The organism is Vibrio sp. GLN_1, assembly GCF_043106015.1.
In the GTDB taxonomy this organism is placed as follows: Bacteria; Pseudomonadota; Gammaproteobacteria; order Enterobacterales; family Vibrionaceae; genus Vibrio; species Vibrio parahaemolyticus.
Window position 1 is genome coordinate 200000 of record NZ_JBICMD010000036.1, and the last position, 15531, is coordinate 215530.

Sequence of the window (15531 nt, forward strand, 5' to 3'; positions counted from 1 at the left end):
TGAAAAACCTACGAATTGCTAGGAAGTGGGTTGCTATAGAAACCCACGCACAGCATTGGAGTAGGGCGGGATTACCGCCTATTCGTCTTCCATGTCATTTTCCGGATGACTCGATGCATAAGACCACCTTCTTGGACTACTGTAATCTTAGCATGCCGTAATAACCGTATAATTTATGTGACTTATTTCATGATGGGGCTGATTGTTTTTTAATCGAGATCATAAACTCAGAGGTTCTGACTTTTCGATCAAAACCTCTGGATTGTTTAGGCTATTTGGAAAGAACGATTTCGCCGTCGCGATAAACTAAGCTCGGCGTTACATCTTGTCCGAGCAACACCGGGCCATCAAGATCGACAACGCTTGCCTGAGCAGCAATGGGTAACGCAGCACGCATCGCAAGCGACGTCCCCAACATACAACCGGACATGAGGCTAAAACCGAGTTTTTTTGCATCGTCGGCCAGCAATAATGCTTCACTGAGCCCGCCTGTTTTATCTAGCTTAATGTTCACCATTTCATATTTTCCAACCAGTTGATGCAATTGCTCTCTGGTGTGACAACTTTCATCGGCGCAAAGTGGAATGGGGTGCGGAATGCTGGTGAGTACGTCGTCGCAGTCTTGTGGCAACGGTTGCTCGATCATGGTGATATTAAACGGTTCGAGTTGAGCAAATACCGTAGCGAGGTCGAGGTTTTGCCATGCTTCATTCGCATCTAAAACAATTTGCGCGTGCGGCGCGGCATCGCGTACTGCTGCAACGCGCTCAATCACGTTTTCACCATCCAGTTTTACCTTAAGCAGTTTTGCGCCTTGACTAAGGTAAGCTTGCGCCTGTTTGGCCATCGCTTGCGGCGTGTCGATAGAAACCGTCATCGCCGTCACAATCGCCTCGGGTAACGTAAAGAGGTCGTGAACCTGCTGCTTGTGGCTCAAAAGCGCGTGAAGATGCCAAAGGGCGCAATCCAATGCATTTCTTGCCGCTCCTGCGGGCAATAACGATTGAAGCTGGCTTTTGAGAGCCATCACATCAGCGTCACCTTTGGCGTACAAACTTTGCAGTTCTTGCGCGGCGTGAGAAATCGCCTTAATTACCGATTCAACCGATTCACCATAACGAGGGTATGGCGTGCATTCTCCTTGGGCGATCATGCCTCGATGTTCAATTGTCACGCGGACTACGTGGCACTCTGTCCGACTGCCGCGAGAGATGCGAAATGGTGTCGCCATAGCAATCGTGACGGGTTCTACATGAATTTTCATCTCACTAGTTTTCCCTAAACCGCAGTTATTTTATAAACCGTAAATGTTTCCTAAATAGTAAGGATCTTATCTGCAACCGCATCAACGCCAAAACGCACAGGGTCGGTGACGGGCACCTGATATGTGTCGCACCAATCCTGGCATAACTGCGCCGCATCTTCTTCGCTGATCGCCGAAGTGTTTAAGCAAATACCCACTAATTGAGCTTTAGGATTTGTTAGGCGAGTAGCGGCCAGATTCGCTTCTATCGTTTGTTCAATGGTTGGCAAGCTCGCATGTGGTAAGTTGCGGATGTGCGGGCGACCAATCTCATGGCACAGTACCAGAGCGTCCGCTTGTGCGCCGTGAAGTAAGCCCAAACTTACGCCAGCAAACGAAGGGTTAAATAACGAACCTTGCCCTTCGATGATGTCCCAATCGTGGTCAGTGAAGTCGGGGCTGATCGCTTCTACTGCGCCGGAGATAAAATCGGCAACTACGGCATCAATTGAAATGCCACAGCCTGCGATGAGAATTCCGGTTTGACCTGTTGCTTTGAACTCTGCGCGACAGTTTTTACGCTTTAATGCGTGTTCAATGGCGAGGGCAGAGTACATTTTGCCAACGGAGCAATCTGTTCCTACAGTAAGTACTCGCTTGCCTGCGCGAGCTTTGCCATTGCCGACCTTGAGCGGGGCATCATAATGGCGAACATCATACAGTTTGGTTAATCCACGTTGTTCTAGATCGGCAAGAGGAGCAAACTCCGCCAAACGTTGGTGCATGCCCGATGCAATTTCAAATCCCATTTCTGCCGCTTCAAGTAAGGTTGCTTGCCAAGCTTCGGGAATGACGCCTCCGGGGTTTGCTGTGCCAAGCACCAGCGTTTTTGCTCCTTGCTGCTGCGCTTGTTGTAGTGTCATGTTGGTTAAACCAAGCGATACGGTTTCTGGCGTCAGGCGGATTTGGCCAAGACAAATCTCAGGTCGCCACTGGTAAATGCCACGCGCGGTTTTTGCTGCGAGTGGATCGGTTACATCGCCAAGAAAGAGTAGGTAAGGTTGAGCAATTTGCATGATGGTTCCCTTCGTCATCGTTATTGCTCATTAATGTAGCCAGACTGAATTAAGAAACCGAATGCTTATTTGTTAGGCAGGTATAACTTCAAGTTATACCTTTAAACCATCTGTTGTTTTAGGGCGGTGATAAATTGCTTTGTCGCAATGGATTGAGGTGTGTGCTCTGCGAATAACATAGAGACAGAGAAGGACATGTTTGGCTCCAAAGCATGCACGGATACGGCATCATCTTGGCGATATTGTTTTGTGGTCCATGGGTCTACAATGGCGAACCCTGCTTGGTGTTTCACCAGTTCAGCCGCCGCGGAGTAGCTGCGTACAGTGATGGCATGTTGATAATGCTCGTCACGCGCCGATAAGGTTTGATGCAGCAATAAGCCCAGAGGATCTCGGCTATCTAAACCGATAATAGGTAAATCGTGACTGATGAGTTCTTCTAAAATGACGGTTTTTTCTTCGAGTATCACTGCGCTTTTAGGGGCGATTAGCGCCAAGTTTTCTTTCAATAACACGTGCCCCATGATCGCTGGTGGTGTTTCTTCACCGAACGCAATGGCGAGATCCAATTCATGTTTCAGTAATCCTGAGCACAGCTCATCGCGATTGGCCGTTAAGAGCTCAAAGGAGATGCCGTGCTCTTTCGACAACAACGCGACAGTCGGTGCTAACAAGTGCGCGGCCAAAACAGGCGGGGCACCGACTCGTAAATGTTGAGTTCCCTGTTTGACTTTGTTGGTCAGAGAGCGAAATTGTCCGAGTTGTTGATAGACTTTTTCTGCCTCTGGCAATAAGGCTTTGGCTTCTTGAGTGGGAACGAGACGACCTTTTACGCGTTCAAATAAAGCGAAGCCCAGTTGTTGCTCTGTATGGGCGAGAACCCGAGTGACATTGGGCTGGGAAACGTGCAGTAAGCGAGCAGCACCAGACACCGTTCCTGCTTGCATAATGGCGTAAAAGACTTCCAATTGTCTTAAGTTCACGACGATTTCCCTCTGCTCATATTGGTCACCTCAGAATACCCAACCTTGCTGATGAGCGATAGAGGCAAAAGTGCTGGCGTAAAAAATAGGAAGAGGATGTTGGTTGCCTTCTTATCTCGCTTTTTCAATTTCTCAACTTCTCAATTTCTATGCTTCACTTTGCTGCTGCATGAAGGGGCAGGTCGTTAAACGGCTCGACGTCTCGGCTGAGTAATCCCATCAAAACCACTGCTAACACCATGACAACAGCTGCTATTGCAAAACCGTATTGTGTTAGCTCGTAATGACTCAACATCGCGATTAACACGTAACTGAGAGATTGAATGGTGGTGGCAAACATGCTGATGCCGCCATCGACGCGACCTCGTTGATGAACCGCTGCGGTGTGATGCATCCAGTTGACTCTCGCAATGCGATTTAGCGCGTTAAACACACCAAACAGCGCCGTAAACAATAAGATGGTCAGCGGGCTTATCGCAAAACTCATTCCGATAAACGCTAGAGATACCATGACCATCGAAGCAAACATAATGTGGCTATGGGAGGCGCGACTCAGCACTTTGGTGACAATGAAACCTGTTAGTAACGAGCCGAGACCAAAACTGATGTTGAACCCTGCAAACCAATCGCCAGAGATGCCTTGTTCAGAAAACCAAATCGGCACCAATTTGCTCAAATACGTCAATGCTGGATAAGAGAGGCAAGAGAGCAGAATAAAGCCATAAAAGCGGGGTTCGAGACGGAATATTTGTTTGCTCTCTTTGAGTTGTGCGATGAAAGCAACGGATTTTGATGCCCTTAATTGTTGGGTATAAGGCGTCAGAATATAGAACATCGCCGCTAAAGCGGAAGCGCTGGCCGCAAACAAAGCAAACTCTTTCATGCCCCACATTTCAAGCAAAACAATACCCAACGCACCAGCGCCGAGGGTCGTGGATTGCATTACAATTTCTTGCTGCCCCGAAATTTTTGCGTATTCGTGATGCTGATAATTTTCTTGAGTGAAGGCGTTGTTGGTCGTCCATGCAAAGTTACTCGAAACCCAATACACCAATTGCGCAAAAGCCAACAGCCAATGGGACTCAAACCCTAACCAATAAGCAATGAACACCACCAAAGCCATGCCCGATTGAATCCATTGATTGAGCACGAGGAGTGCTTTTCGTGAGTGTCGGTCCACTAAAGTGGAAAAGAAAGGCGTTGTCAGAAAAGAAATCGCGGTGCAGCTCAGAGAAACTAAAGCGACGAATGTGCCCATTTTGGGCTCGGAAAGCATGACCCATGGCAGTGCCATCATGAACAAGCCAGAGGATATACTGTCGAAGAAGCGGCCTGCTAAGTACGGCTGAGTTTTATTTTTCATTATGTTTGCCTCAAATTCCCAATGGATTTCAAACGTTGGCTTCTAGCGGTGCTGTGTTTGTCAACCAAGTTATGCGTCCTGAACGCAATATTTCGAGACCGTCTGGGTTTAGCGTTATTTAAGATGGTGTAACTTTAGAACCTCAAGTAAACTTGAGGTAAAGCTTTTTTTTAACAAAATAGAAACACGGGAAGTCAAGGATGGAAATCAGCGTAGGAGAAGTGGCAAAACGTTCCGGAGTGAAAGTCTCTGCCCTGCATTTTTATGAACAAAAAGGACTGATTTCGAGTTGGAGAAATCAAGGCAATCAGCGCCGCTACCACCGTAGCGTTTTGCGCCGTGTCGCGGTGATTAAAGCGGCTCAGCAAGTTGGGTTATCGTTAGAAGAAATCAAACATGCGCTAGATGAGCTGCCGAAACATCAAGCTCCGAACAAAGAGCAATGGGAAGTCATGGCAAGCCATTGGCATGTACAGTTAGAACAAAAGATTCAAAAGCTCAAAGCCTTGCAAAACGATTTGGGTGGATGCATTGGCTGCGGATGTTTGTCGTTAGAAACTTGCGCACTGCGAAACCCAGAAGATGTGTTAGGCAAAGATCACTCAGGTTCTAATTTGACCTTAGAAGAAGAGGCGTAAGCGTTATTCTTTGTCGAAACTGTCCACCACAATCGCGCCCATCGACGCTGGCATTGTGATGACGATAACGCGTTTTATCGCAACGATCGGGTCAGTAAAGAGTGGCAACTTGTCGAGACAAAATAGCACCAAAGCCACCACGATAGCGGCGATGGAATAGGCGATCACAACGCGAAATACAAAGATGGGAATGCGTTTTCTAATGTGGCTTTGAAATACGCTTTGATAAGCGAAAAAGCTGAGAAAAATCACAGAAAGGCTTAACAACATGAGCAGGTTTATCATGGGTAAGCTTTCACCCAATCGCCATGCTTCTTCCGAAAAAGAGATAGGCACAGCAAGGGCAAAAGCGCCAACCAACACTTGGCTGGCATCTTCAAGATTAAAGTGGCTGCTCATGTTGTAGGTTCCGTTATTCGTTGTTATTGTTCAGCTGCAACAGCTTCTCGAATCGCTCGTTACCGTGCAGCAATTCAAGATCGCGTTCTTCTGCCAACAAATCGCGAATTGAAGGGCTGTAGTCAATGGCGCGTTCCAGATCTTCAATCGCTTGTTCCTCAATCCCTAATCGAGAGTACGCACAAGCGCGTTGGTAAAGCGCAGGGCCATTGGTGTAATCTACCTCGAGCACTCGGTTACATATGCTTAGCGCCCAATGGTATTCGTTGATTTCCATGGCCGCATCGGCTTTGTAAGTCAATGCTTCAAGGTCACCAGGTCGAATTACCAAGATTTCGTCATAAATCTCAATACGCTGTTCCGGCGTTTGCGAACTTTGAGCACGTAACCACAAGTTGTGGATTTCGTTGATCTTTTCAATCTCTTTGTTGTTTTCACTGATGATGCGAGTTTTGCGTTTTAAATCTCGTTCCAGCGCAACAAATTTCTTTTCATATTCTTGAGCGATTTTTTCCAATCGCTTGTCCGCCATTTCTTTTGTGTTGTGCTTAAACTCGCGCAGCGACTGCCAACCTACAAAGGCGATCAATGATGCCACGCCCGCGATGATGTAGAAGAAGTACGTTACCGTCACATTTGCGTAGTTCAGCGATTTATCCGCCACCGTTAATTCACGATCGGTGATCTCGGTGATCATTCGTTTTTCAAGGCTTTGGTAATCCTGACGTAAGGATTTAAGTTCATCTAAAATATAGCGTTCCATTAACGGTCTATCTAATAGATCTGATTCAGAATATTTTTCTTCGGATGCCAGAGTCGGGAGAGAAAGAATCAGGGAGAAGAAGAAGGCAATAAATAAGCGCATAAAACGTCCTTTTGCGTGAAGAGTACAGATAGACCCTGCAACCATAGCAAATCGAACAAACGTTTAGCAAAGTTATTACAAAAGAAATGCTTGTCACGCTTGTGCGCAACTTTTATGGCTCAAGACAAAAGTGGAAGCAGAAAGACGGGTTTGTGAACGGTAAATTCTTTGGTCAGTTGTTCTTTGTTTTACAACTGGTTATGCTCGTCCTTAATTCTTTCTCAAGTGTGATAAGTGCATGGACGCAAAAGCAAAAAACTACTTAAATCGGTATCTTGATTCGCTCTCCCCAGAGCAGAAAAGTGCTATTCCATCAGTCAGTACTGACTACTATTGTGCCGATGAATACAACGCGAATGTGTGCGCCGAACTCGTTCGTATTGGGCAGAAAACGGCATCGTGCAGTATGGAGTTGTGGTACAGCGAGCACGGGGAGCCGATGCCAGAGGTCGGACATTTGCAAGTCGTCACCAATTGGGACGGTGAGCCTGTTTGTGTGATTCAAATGACGGACGTGAGCACTTGTCGATATGATGAAGTCACCGCAGAGTTTGCCTACGCAGAAGGCGAAGGTGATAGAACCTTGAACTGGTGGCGTGACGCACATGCTGCATTTTTTAAAGCCGAGTGCGATGAGTTGAACATCGATTGGCATGAGCAACGTTTGCTGGTTCTAGAACGCTTTAAAGTGGTGTATCCATTTGAATAATCAGCGTTGAGTGACTAAAAAACAGCACCGAGTTTGGTGCTGTTTTTTGTTTTTATTCCTGCGTTCAGATTAGCGTTTCACTGCCGTGACGCTGAATACATGCCAATGTTTAGGCGTCCCGACTATGGTGGTGCCATCTTCATCTCTTTCATGCATGGAGACGATGTCATAGCCTTCAAAACATTGCTCGACTTGCTGGCGAGTGAGTGAGGTTAGATGAGCATGCGAGTTTGAATCAACCCAAGAATCGTTCACGCCTAAAAAGTCCCCGCAGAAAACACCACCTGATGGCAAAGAAGAATCGATTTGATTCCACACGTTTTCAAAGTGCGCTTTTGGGCAAAAGAACAGGCTGGCGCTAGCAATAAATAGGGTGCACTTAGGGTAATCAAAATCGCTGAAACACGCTTGCGAGATGGAGAAGTTCGGCTGTTCAGAAAAACGCGTCTCACAGGTTTTTATTGCATCTGAGTTGTTGTCGAATGCGTGAACACGAAAGCCTTGTGCGAGAAGAAAATTGGAGTCTCTCCCTGTACCGCAGCCAGCGTCAACGGCAATTTTCTTTGCTAATGTGTGAAATTGTAGGGCTTTCTCTACATTGACCCTGTGTGGTTGTTGAGCGACTTTTTGATAGTACGGATCCCATGAAACTGACATTGAATTTCCTTTTCGTTATAAAAAACGCCATTCAAATTTGAATAGCGTTTTTGCTGTCTTTGAAGCTAGCCTACACAACTCTATTTTTTGCGGCGCTAACGAAATGCAGAGAATGTGACCAAGTTAAAGTTGATCTTCTATTGGTAAAATGCCGGAGAACCAAGCGCCTAATCGGCGAAAAACGCCTGCTTCGGGTTCTGAATCATATTCCTCACCAGTTTTGGTGTTTGTCCAAACAATGTCTCCGTCACGTAGAGTGAGTCGATACGCGTTGTCTTTCAGTTGGCTGGGTAATTTTGCCAAAAATGCTTGCACGTATTCCGGTTGTTCAATCACAACGGCCATTTCGGTATTCAAAGCCGCAGATCGAGGGTCCCAGTTCATGGAGCCGACGAACAATGTTTTGTCATCAATCGTCATTGCCTTGGCGTGCAAGCTCGCACGGCTACTGCCCGTTAAGCTCCATTTACTCTTGAGCTTCGCGCTGGATTTCATTTCCCAAAGTTTGATGCCGGATTCGAGCAAATCTTCACGATATTTGGCGTACCAGCCATGAACGGCAAAGACGTCATTCGACGCAAGGCTGTTGGTGACGATGGTGATGTCGACACCTCGCTTAGCTGCATTCGTCAGAGCTTTTGTGCCAGCTTCTGTTGGGATGAAATAAGGCGAGATGAGCACGAAAGAGTGCTCAACACTTTTTAGTAGCTCGGTTAAGTTTCCGACTAATTGGCTATCGTGTGTCGTGACTTTATCTGGCAAATCGAACCAAACTTGTCCGTCACCCCAGTACAAGTTCAGTTTGCCTTGTTTGAGGTCTTGATACATATCCAAGGCGGTAAAATCGTATCGGCCAGAAGAGAATTTCTCTTGCAAGTTCAGTTTGGTGACTTGTTTTTGAATCGCGGCATCGGAGACGCTTTGAGACTCTGGCGATATCCACTCCATCGGCACGGCGTGTACGCTGTTCCAATAAAGATCAAACTGATCCGCCGTTTGCTGCACGGCTTCCCCGTAGAGCAGTAAATCGAAGTCGCCGAACTCTACTTCTGATTCAAAAGAGAAATACTCGTTACCAATATTTCGTCCACCGACAATCGCAGAGACACTGTCAGCAATCAGCGATTTATTGTGCATTCGGCGGTTCAGACGTTCGAAGTCACTGGTTAACGCAAAGATTCGTGCAGAGCGGTATTGATGAGGATTGAACAGGCGTATTTCAATATTGGGGTGCGCATTTAGAGCCGCCATGACGTTGTCGTTGCGTTTTTGCATGTCATCAAGCAGCAGTCGGATTCTGACGCCTCGTTTGGCTGCTTCGTACAAACGCCAAGTGATCAGCTGGCTGGTTTCGTCACCGCGATAAATATAGTACTGAAGATCCAAGCTTTTTTGTGCGGACTCGATGAGAGAAGTACGAGCAAGAAGGGCATCGTGTCCTTGGTTGAGCGGGTAAAAGCCAGTGATGGTTTTAGGATCTTTGCCATAAGCTTCAAAGTAATGAGCCAGAACCGAATCTTGTTGATAGCCGAAATGAAAAGTTGTGGATTTCTCACTTGGCTGATTTGATTCGATTGATGAGCATGCTGAAAGCACTGAGAACATGGATACGAAAATGAATTTGGAGAGCGTATGTAACAATGGCACATTTCCTTGTCTTACAAAACCTTACTGTATTGAAGTATAGACATAAGTGCTTTCAACGTGCAGTTATCACGGCTAAAGAACGAGTGTTTAGTCAAGTAAATCCATGAAGTGAGATCATACTGCGGGAAGAAAGCGGTATTGGGCGCGTTTTTCTCCTAATTTCAGTTTATTTTTATGGCGCACAAAATCATTTATTTTACTTATGTTTCTTGTTGTATTGGTCAATATCACTAATATCTGGCGATAATAACCAATAGCGCTCTGTAATAAATCAATTGAAATATATAACCATATGAATTTATTGAGGTAAATGTTTGGCACAGCGTTTGCCTAGAGACAAAAGAAGTAAGTCAGCACAACTTGCGGAACTGGTTAATTTTTTGTTAATTTTATTAACTTTGAATAGACGGTTATTTGTGGCTAGTCACCACAGAAAAACGCAGCTCTCTTACTTTACTTGTAATTGGCCTCAGCAAGCAGGCAACGAACACGGGTTCCTTGCCTTGAACTGCATGATTTCGTTTCAAGTTAGTTGAATGATGTAACGGCCACACACTATGTTGTTAGTCGCTACAGAAGTACAAATATCTTCGTCTATTTCAGATGCAATGAACTCACCGATTGCTCACAGGGAGTACTTGCTAACTCATTGAGCATTATGCTTTTTGATGTCGCATTTAGGTTGAAAAAACCAACACGAGCATTCGGCTGAATACAACAATAAAAAAGGATTTTTGATGTTAGCAAAACCCATAGTACGTTGGCTTTTACCCTTCGTTGTCGTCGGCGGATCTTACGCTGGATATGCTGCGATTGCAGCGACAGCACCAGAGAAAGAGTCAACAAAAGAAACCATAACCGAACCCACAGTTCGAGCCTCTTCTCTTTTTCCTACTGACCATAAAGTCGTGATTACCAGCCATGGCGAATTGGTTCCATTCGAAAAAACACACCTTTCTGCTCAAGTCAGCGGTGAAGTGATCAGTTGGCACCCTAATTTTGTAACCGGTGGCATCGTGAAGCGTGGGGAAGTGCTATTCACGATAGAAAGCGATAATTATGAAGCGGCCGTACTTCAAGCTGAAGCGGGTCTGGCTAGCGCTCGTGCATCGTTAATTGAAGAACAAGCAAAAGCGGAAGTGGCGAAACGCCAAGCGAAGAAACTTAGCGACAAGCAAGTTACCGATCTGTACTTGCGTAAACCTCAGGTGCTTAGCGCGCAAGCGCAAGTGAAGTCTGCTCAAGCCGCTCTCAAACGTGCAAATCGCGACTTGGAAAACTGCCGAGTGGTTGCGCCATACGATGCTTTAGTGGTCGAGCGTGATGTCGGTGTGGGTCAGTTTGTGACGTCGGGATCTCGTGTCGCAACTTTGAATAACATCGAAGTGGCGGAAGTGCATGTTCCAATTGCTGGTTTTGATAGTGCGTTTTTGCCGGAGTCAATCAAAGAGCTGACAGCAACCGTAACTCAGCAAGGCATTCTCTCGACCACACGTGAAGGTAAAGTCGTTCGCGATTTGGGAATGATTGATAGCGCCACGCGCATGATCAATATGGTGATTCAGGTTGAAGACCCTTATGGCATCGATAACCAGCAACCGCCAATCAAATTTGGTTCTTACGTAGAAGTCAGCTTTACGGGCAAAGAGCTCAAGCACATCTATCGTCTTCCACAAGAATTAGTGAAAAACCGCACGGTTTGGGTCGTCAACGATGAAAATCAACTTCAGCCTCGCACTGTCACAGTGTTAAGAGCGGAGGGAGAATTCATGTTGGTAGGTGAAGGTTTGGAACAAAGTGACCAATTGGTCCTGACTCTTCCTGAATACCCGCAAAAAGGCATGGCGGTTCAAATTGCAAAAAAGAATGACGACTCCGAAACCGTCGTACAGTAAGTAGGAGTTTGTCATGGAAGATACGAATCAAAAGGGCATCATTGCCTATTTTGCCAATAATCCTGTGGCTGCCAACCTGTTGATGGTGTTTATCATCATCATGGGTATCGTGAGTTACATGTTTATCCAGCGTCAGATGTTCCCGAATATCGAAGTGAACTACATCGACGTTCGCGCGACTTATCCAGGTGCGTCTCCTCAAGAAATTGAAGAGAGTATTTTGGTCAAAGTGGAAGAGTCGATCAAAGACGTTACTGGCATTAAAAAAGTGGTGTCACGAGCTTCTCGTGGCAGTGCTTATATTTCTATCGAAGTTGATGTCAACGCGGATATCAAGCGAGTGCTTGATGATGTGAATCAGCGCATCGATACTATTTCTAACCTGCCTCTTGGCATGGAGCCCATCAATGTCTATCAGGTTGAATGGCGACAAGACGTGATAGAAATGGGGCTGGTGGGGGACAGGCCTCTTGAAGAGCTTAAGCCGATTGCGAAGCAGATTGAAGATGAGCTTCTGCAGCTTAATAACGTCATGTTGGTGTATTTAAGTGCGCCAGAGGAAGAGATTGCGATTGAAGTCGATCCCCTCGTGCTGCGTAAGTACGACCTAACGTTGAATGACGTAAGCAATGCCATTCGTCGTTACTCTGCGAACTTCTCGGCAGGCGAAGTCAAAACAAACTCTGGGATGATTGCTGTTCGAATTGAGAACCAATATTACCGTGGAGATGAGTTTAGAAATATTCCCGTTAAGCTAGGTGCCAATGGTGCCAAGGTATTGTTGCAAGACATTGCCACCATCAAAGATGGTTTTACCGAAGAAGAGCGCTACTTCGAGTATTCGGGTCAAAATGCTATCTACATGTCAGTCGAAGCGACGCGCGATCAAAACATCATTCCGGTTGCTCAGTCAGTTCGTGACTACATCGAAGCCAAAAACAAAACCTTGCCGAGTGATGTTCAGCTAAAAATTCTGGTCGACATGACGTACTACCTAAATGGTCGTCTCGACATGATGCTGAAAAACTTGCTGCAAGGCGCGGTGCTTGTTGCGATCATGTTGACGATTTTCCTACGTTTCCGTTTGGCGATGTGGGTAATGATCGGCTTACCAGTGTGTTTCCTTGGTGCGGTGATGATGATGCCAGCTTTGGGTATTACAGTGAACATCGTCTCGCTGTTCGCTTTCATCATGGTGCTCGGAATTGTGGTGGATGACGCCATCGTCATGGGAGAAAGTGCGTACAGTGAAATCGAAGAAAAGGGCGGCGGTGTCGAGAACGTGGTACGCGGTGTCAAACGCGTTGCTACGCCAGCGACATTTGGTGTTCTGACAACGATTGCTGTATTCGCACCATTCTTGCTTTCGAGTGGTATTGATAGCGCTTTCTTTTACGGCATTGCTGGTGTCGTGATTCTGTGTTTGATCTTCAGTTTGATTGAATCAAAGTTGATCCTACCAGCGCACTTGGCGCATACCCATTTTAAACCCGTCAAACCTGGTGGATGGCGAGATCGTTTCAACCAACGTTTCTTCGGCTTTGTAAACGGCACTTATCGTAACTTCGTGAAAGCCTGTACGCATTGGCGTTGGACGGTATTTGCTGTGTTTTGTGGTTTATTGCTGATCAGTGCTGCATTGGTTAAATCCAACTATGTGCGTGTTATCCCTAACCCGAAAGTACCGACGGATTACCCTGCGATTACTATCGAGATGAATGACACGGTTTCCAGTGAGCAAACCATTGAAGCGTTGAAAACCATCGAGCGTGTCATGCAAGAGGTCGAGTCTCAAACTATTGCTGAACATGGGCAAGGTATGATTCGCGATGTGCTTTCTTACAACAGAAGCCGCACCGAAGGACGAGTGTTAGTGCCGCTTGTCGATGAGGAAATTCGTCCGTTCAATACCTTTGAACTTGCTCGACGCTGGCGTGAGGCGATGCCTGTTATTCCGGGGATGAAGAGTATCAAGATCCGCGAACAAAGTGCCGGTGGTGGCGATCGTGATGAGTTTGGCTACTTACTGTTTGGCTCCAACATCAATGAACTTAATCAAGCAGGACGTTACTTGATTGAACGTTTGCAGCAAGAAGAAGGGCTGTACGATATCTCGTCATCCATTGATTCAGGAAGCAAAGAAGTACTTCTTTCTCTTGCACCTGTTGCGTACGATCTCGGTCTTGACTTGACCATGATTGCGCAACAAGTCGGCGGCAGTTTTTACGGCGGAGAAGCACAGCGTTTGATTCGCGACGGTGAAGAGATCAAAGTCATGGTTCGCTATCCTCAACTGACTCGTGAAGCGTTTTCTTCATTACGTTACGCTGTCATTACTACGCCAGCAGGCAAGAAAGTGATGTTGGGCGATGTCGTGAATATCAGTGAGCAGCCTGGGGTTAGCACAATTCGTCGCGAAGGTGGTTATCAAACCGTTTATGTGTACGGCTCTATTGATGAAGAACTCGTTGAGCCACAAGAAATTGTGGAAATCATCGACGATAGTATTTTGCCTGATATGAAGAAGCTTCACCCAAGTGTCAAAACAGAGCTGGGTGGTGACATCGAAGAGCAAGCCGCGCAACGCAACGAACAAATCATGTTCTTTGTGGCAGGGATGATCATTGTTTATATCTTGCTTGCCGTACCATTGAAGAGCTATACCCAGCCTCTTATCGTGATGTCTGTTATCCCGTTTAGTTTAACAGGGGCTATTTGGGGGCATTTCTGGTTGGGGCTAGACATTAGCATGATGTCGACATTTGGTTTGATCGCAGCTGCAGGTGTGGTGATCAACGACTCGTTGGTGATGACAGATTATGTGAACCAAGTGCGAGAGAAAGGGATGACCATCAAGCAGGCGGTGGTTGAGGCTGGTTGCGCGCGTTTCCGAGCGATTACGCTGACATCCATCACGACCTTTGCGGGTGTATTGCCTATTATGTTCGAAACCAGTCTACAAGCACGTTTCGTAATACCAATGGCCGTCGCTTTGGGCTTTGCTGTGCTGTATGCCACAGTCCTGACGTTGGTGTTAGTACCTTGTCTGTATCTAATGCTTGAAGATATTAAAAACATCTTTCGAGCGATTAAGCGATTGTTCCAGCGTGTCATTGGTCGTTTTAGAAAATCGTCAGTATCTTCAGATATTTCTGCGAATACATCGAACTAGCATCTCTTGTCTTAATAAAAAAGCAGCCTTCGGGCTGCTTTTTTTATGCCGAGGATTTAGGCCTGAATGACTTTAGATGAATGTTTGAGGCGCACGTTTTGAGCCGATAACTGTGAGGAGAAATGGCGCTCTATACTATAGATTAACTGAATGAAATTGGATGTTGGATTTGCTTGGTTAATTTAACACTTGGGGTGCGAAATTTACCATGCTGATATAAATATAAAAATAAAAAATTTATTAAGTTATTGAATTTAAAGGATTAAAAAGTTGGCATTGTATGTGCAATATCTAAATTGTAACCAAAATGAACTGCTAATCCTCAAGGAGCTTATTATGAAAAGCGTAATTCTATCTACTCTAGGTCTTATTGTTGTAACTTCATCGCCAATCGCTGCTGCTAACACTTTAGACAGAGAAGAGTGGAGCTCAGATTTACGTCAGGACTTTTCTGAAATGAAGCATGAAGCTGTAGCAGATATTCAGCAAATGAACATAGACGCAATTGATGCGCGTGATGCTCGAATCGTGAAAAACATCAAAGATGAGCAGGCACAGCTAGTAAAGGTGAAGTGCCGCAAAGACGAAGCGAGCAAGTCATAACCTCCGATTGTGAACAATCAATAAAATTAAAATGATGTATCCAATACGAGTTCGACGCTAGTTAGCAGTAGGCGTTGACCTTGTTGCTCTACTTGCCAGCCTTTCAGGCTGGCCTTTTTGTTACAGGTGTACTGTATAATTAGTATCTATGGATAAGTATCTCAATAATTTCTAGTTCAATGGTTAAGTGTCTCTTGTTTCAAACGAGATTTAAGGCACTTAACCTCTGTATCAATAGATGTATATATCTAGTGAATTATCATCAAGTATAGGAATGAGTG

At 45.8% G+C, this 15531-nt stretch carries 13 protein-coding genes; 5 read left to right on the forward strand and 8 right to left on the reverse strand.

Translation table 11 applies throughout. The features are described 5' to 3' along the window. Positions 1-271: 271 nt before the first annotated feature. The 4 genes from dgcA to ACF8OV_RS18750 all read right to left on the reverse strand — a co-directional run bounded on the left by dgcA (position 272) and on the right by ACF8OV_RS18750 (position 4665). On the reverse strand, positions 272-1264 hold the full coding sequence (gene dgcA / locus ACF8OV_RS18735) for an N-acetyl-D-Glu racemase DgcA (protein ID WP_203504393.1): 993 nt from the start codon (positions 1262-1264) through the stop codon (positions 272-274). 50 nt (positions 1265-1314) lie between these two features. After that, entirely contained in the window at positions 1315-2319 is a 1005-nt protein-coding gene (gene dgcN / locus ACF8OV_RS18740; protein WP_203504486.1) for an N-acetyltransferase DgcN, read from the reverse strand. Positions 2320-2420: 101 nt separating this feature from the next. Next, complete coding sequence (locus tag ACF8OV_RS18745; RefSeq protein ID WP_258496311.1) at positions 2421-3302, reverse strand: LysR family transcriptional regulator; 882 nt, start codon at positions 3300-3302, stop codon at positions 2421-2423. 154 nt (positions 3303-3456) lie between these two features. Then, entirely contained in the window at positions 3457-4665 is a 1209-nt protein-coding gene (locus ACF8OV_RS18750; RefSeq protein WP_203504397.1) for an MFS transporter, read from the reverse strand. A 200-nt stretch (positions 4666-4865) separates the two neighbouring features. Here ACF8OV_RS18750 and soxR point away from each other — a divergent pair, with 200 nt between their 5' ends. Next, entirely contained in the window at positions 4866-5303 is a 438-nt protein-coding gene (soxR, locus tag ACF8OV_RS18755; RefSeq protein WP_031848547.1) for a redox-sensitive transcriptional activator SoxR, read from the forward strand. Positions 5304-5306: 3 nt separating this feature from the next. On the opposite strand, the gene ACF8OV_RS18760 is transcribed toward soxR, so the two are convergent. Next, positions 5307-5702: a DUF2391 family protein gene (locus tag ACF8OV_RS18760; RefSeq protein WP_005464146.1), complete on the reverse strand. Its 396-nt coding sequence runs from the start codon at positions 5700-5702 to the stop codon at positions 5307-5309. A 13-nt stretch (positions 5703-5715) separates the two neighbouring features. Further along, on the reverse strand, positions 5716-6567 hold the full coding sequence (locus ACF8OV_RS18765) for a tetratricopeptide repeat protein (RefSeq protein ID WP_031848548.1): 852 nt from the start codon (positions 6565-6567) through the stop codon (positions 5716-5718). Between the two features lie 238 nt (positions 6568-6805). Here ACF8OV_RS18765 and ACF8OV_RS18770 point away from each other — a divergent pair, with 238 nt between their 5' ends. Beyond that, a complete protein-coding gene (locus tag ACF8OV_RS18770; RefSeq protein WP_025442529.1) occupies positions 6806-7276 on the forward strand; it encodes an ASCH domain-containing protein in 471 nt (156 codons plus the stop codon). Positions 7277-7345: 69 nt separating this feature from the next. Here ACF8OV_RS18770 and ACF8OV_RS18775 read toward each other — a convergent pair whose 3' ends face one another. Together ACF8OV_RS18775 and ACF8OV_RS18780 are read right to left on the reverse strand one after the other, a co-directional pair. After that, positions 7346-7933: a trans-aconitate 2-methyltransferase gene (locus tag ACF8OV_RS18775; RefSeq protein ID WP_029822752.1), complete on the reverse strand. Its 588-nt coding sequence runs from the start codon at positions 7931-7933 to the stop codon at positions 7346-7348. A 123-nt stretch (positions 7934-8056) separates the two neighbouring features. Then, positions 8057-9574: a phospholipase D family protein gene (locus ACF8OV_RS18780; RefSeq protein ID WP_203504399.1), complete on the reverse strand. Its 1518-nt coding sequence runs from the start codon at positions 9572-9574 to the stop codon at positions 8057-8059. Between the two features lie 743 nt (positions 9575-10317). Between ACF8OV_RS18780 and ACF8OV_RS18785 the strand changes: the two genes are divergently transcribed. The 3 genes from ACF8OV_RS18785 (at position 10318) to ACF8OV_RS18795 (ending at position 15250) form a co-directional block, all read left to right on the forward strand. Beyond that, on the forward strand, positions 10318-11475 hold the full coding sequence (locus ACF8OV_RS18785) for an efflux RND transporter periplasmic adaptor subunit (protein ID WP_011106254.1): 1158 nt from the start codon (positions 10318-10320) through the stop codon (positions 11473-11475). A gap of 13 nt (positions 11476-11488) precedes the next feature. Continuing rightward, a complete protein-coding gene (locus ACF8OV_RS18790) occupies positions 11489-14647 on the forward strand; it encodes an efflux RND transporter permease subunit (RefSeq protein ID WP_203504401.1) in 3159 nt (1052 codons plus the stop codon). 336 nt (positions 14648-14983) lie between these two features. Continuing rightward, positions 14984-15250 (forward strand): hypothetical protein, encoded by a 267-nt coding sequence (locus ACF8OV_RS18795; protein WP_005464185.1) that lies wholly within the window; start codon positions 14984-14986, stop codon positions 15248-15250. Positions 15251-15531: the final 281 nt, after the last annotated feature.

What these genes read in the sequence shown, in the direction of transcription:
- ACF8OV_RS18775 (WP_029822752.1), bottom strand. Translation starts at nt 7,933, where the DNA reads ATGTCAGTTTCATGGGATCCGTACTATCAAAAAGTCGCTCAACAACCA.
- ACF8OV_RS18785 (WP_011106254.1), top strand. Translation starts at nt 10,318, where the DNA reads ATGTTAGCAAAACCCATAGTACGTTGGCTTTTACCCTTCGTTGTCGTC.
- soxR (WP_031848547.1), top strand. Translation starts at nt 4,866, where the DNA reads ATGGAAATCAGCGTAGGAGAAGTGGCAAAACGTTCCGGAGTGAAAGTC.
- ACF8OV_RS18795 (WP_005464185.1), top strand. Translation starts at nt 14,984, where the DNA reads ATGAAAAGCGTAATTCTATCTACTCTAGGTCTTATTGTTGTAACTTCA.
- dgcN (WP_203504486.1), bottom strand. Translation starts at nt 2,319, where the DNA reads ATGCAAATTGCTCAACCTTACCTACTCTTTCTTGGCGATGTAACCGAT.
- ACF8OV_RS18750 (WP_203504397.1), bottom strand. Translation starts at nt 4,665, where the DNA reads ATGAAAAATAAAACTCAGCCGTACTTAGCAGGCCGCTTCTTCGACAGT.
- ACF8OV_RS18770 (WP_025442529.1), top strand. Translation starts at nt 6,806, where the DNA reads ATGGACGCAAAAGCAAAAAACTACTTAAATCGGTATCTTGATTCGCTC.
- ACF8OV_RS18790 (WP_203504401.1), top strand. Translation starts at nt 11,489, where the DNA reads ATGGAAGATACGAATCAAAAGGGCATCATTGCCTATTTTGCCAATAAT.
- ACF8OV_RS18765 (WP_031848548.1), bottom strand. Translation starts at nt 6,567, where the DNA reads ATGCGCTTATTTATTGCCTTCTTCTTCTCCCTGATTCTTTCTCTCCCG.
- ACF8OV_RS18760 (WP_005464146.1), bottom strand. Translation starts at nt 5,702, where the DNA reads ATGAGCAGCCACTTTAATCTTGAAGATGCCAGCCAAGTGTTGGTTGGC.
- dgcA (WP_203504393.1), bottom strand. Translation starts at nt 1,264, where the DNA reads ATGAAAATTCATGTAGAACCCGTCACGATTGCTATGGCGACACCATTT.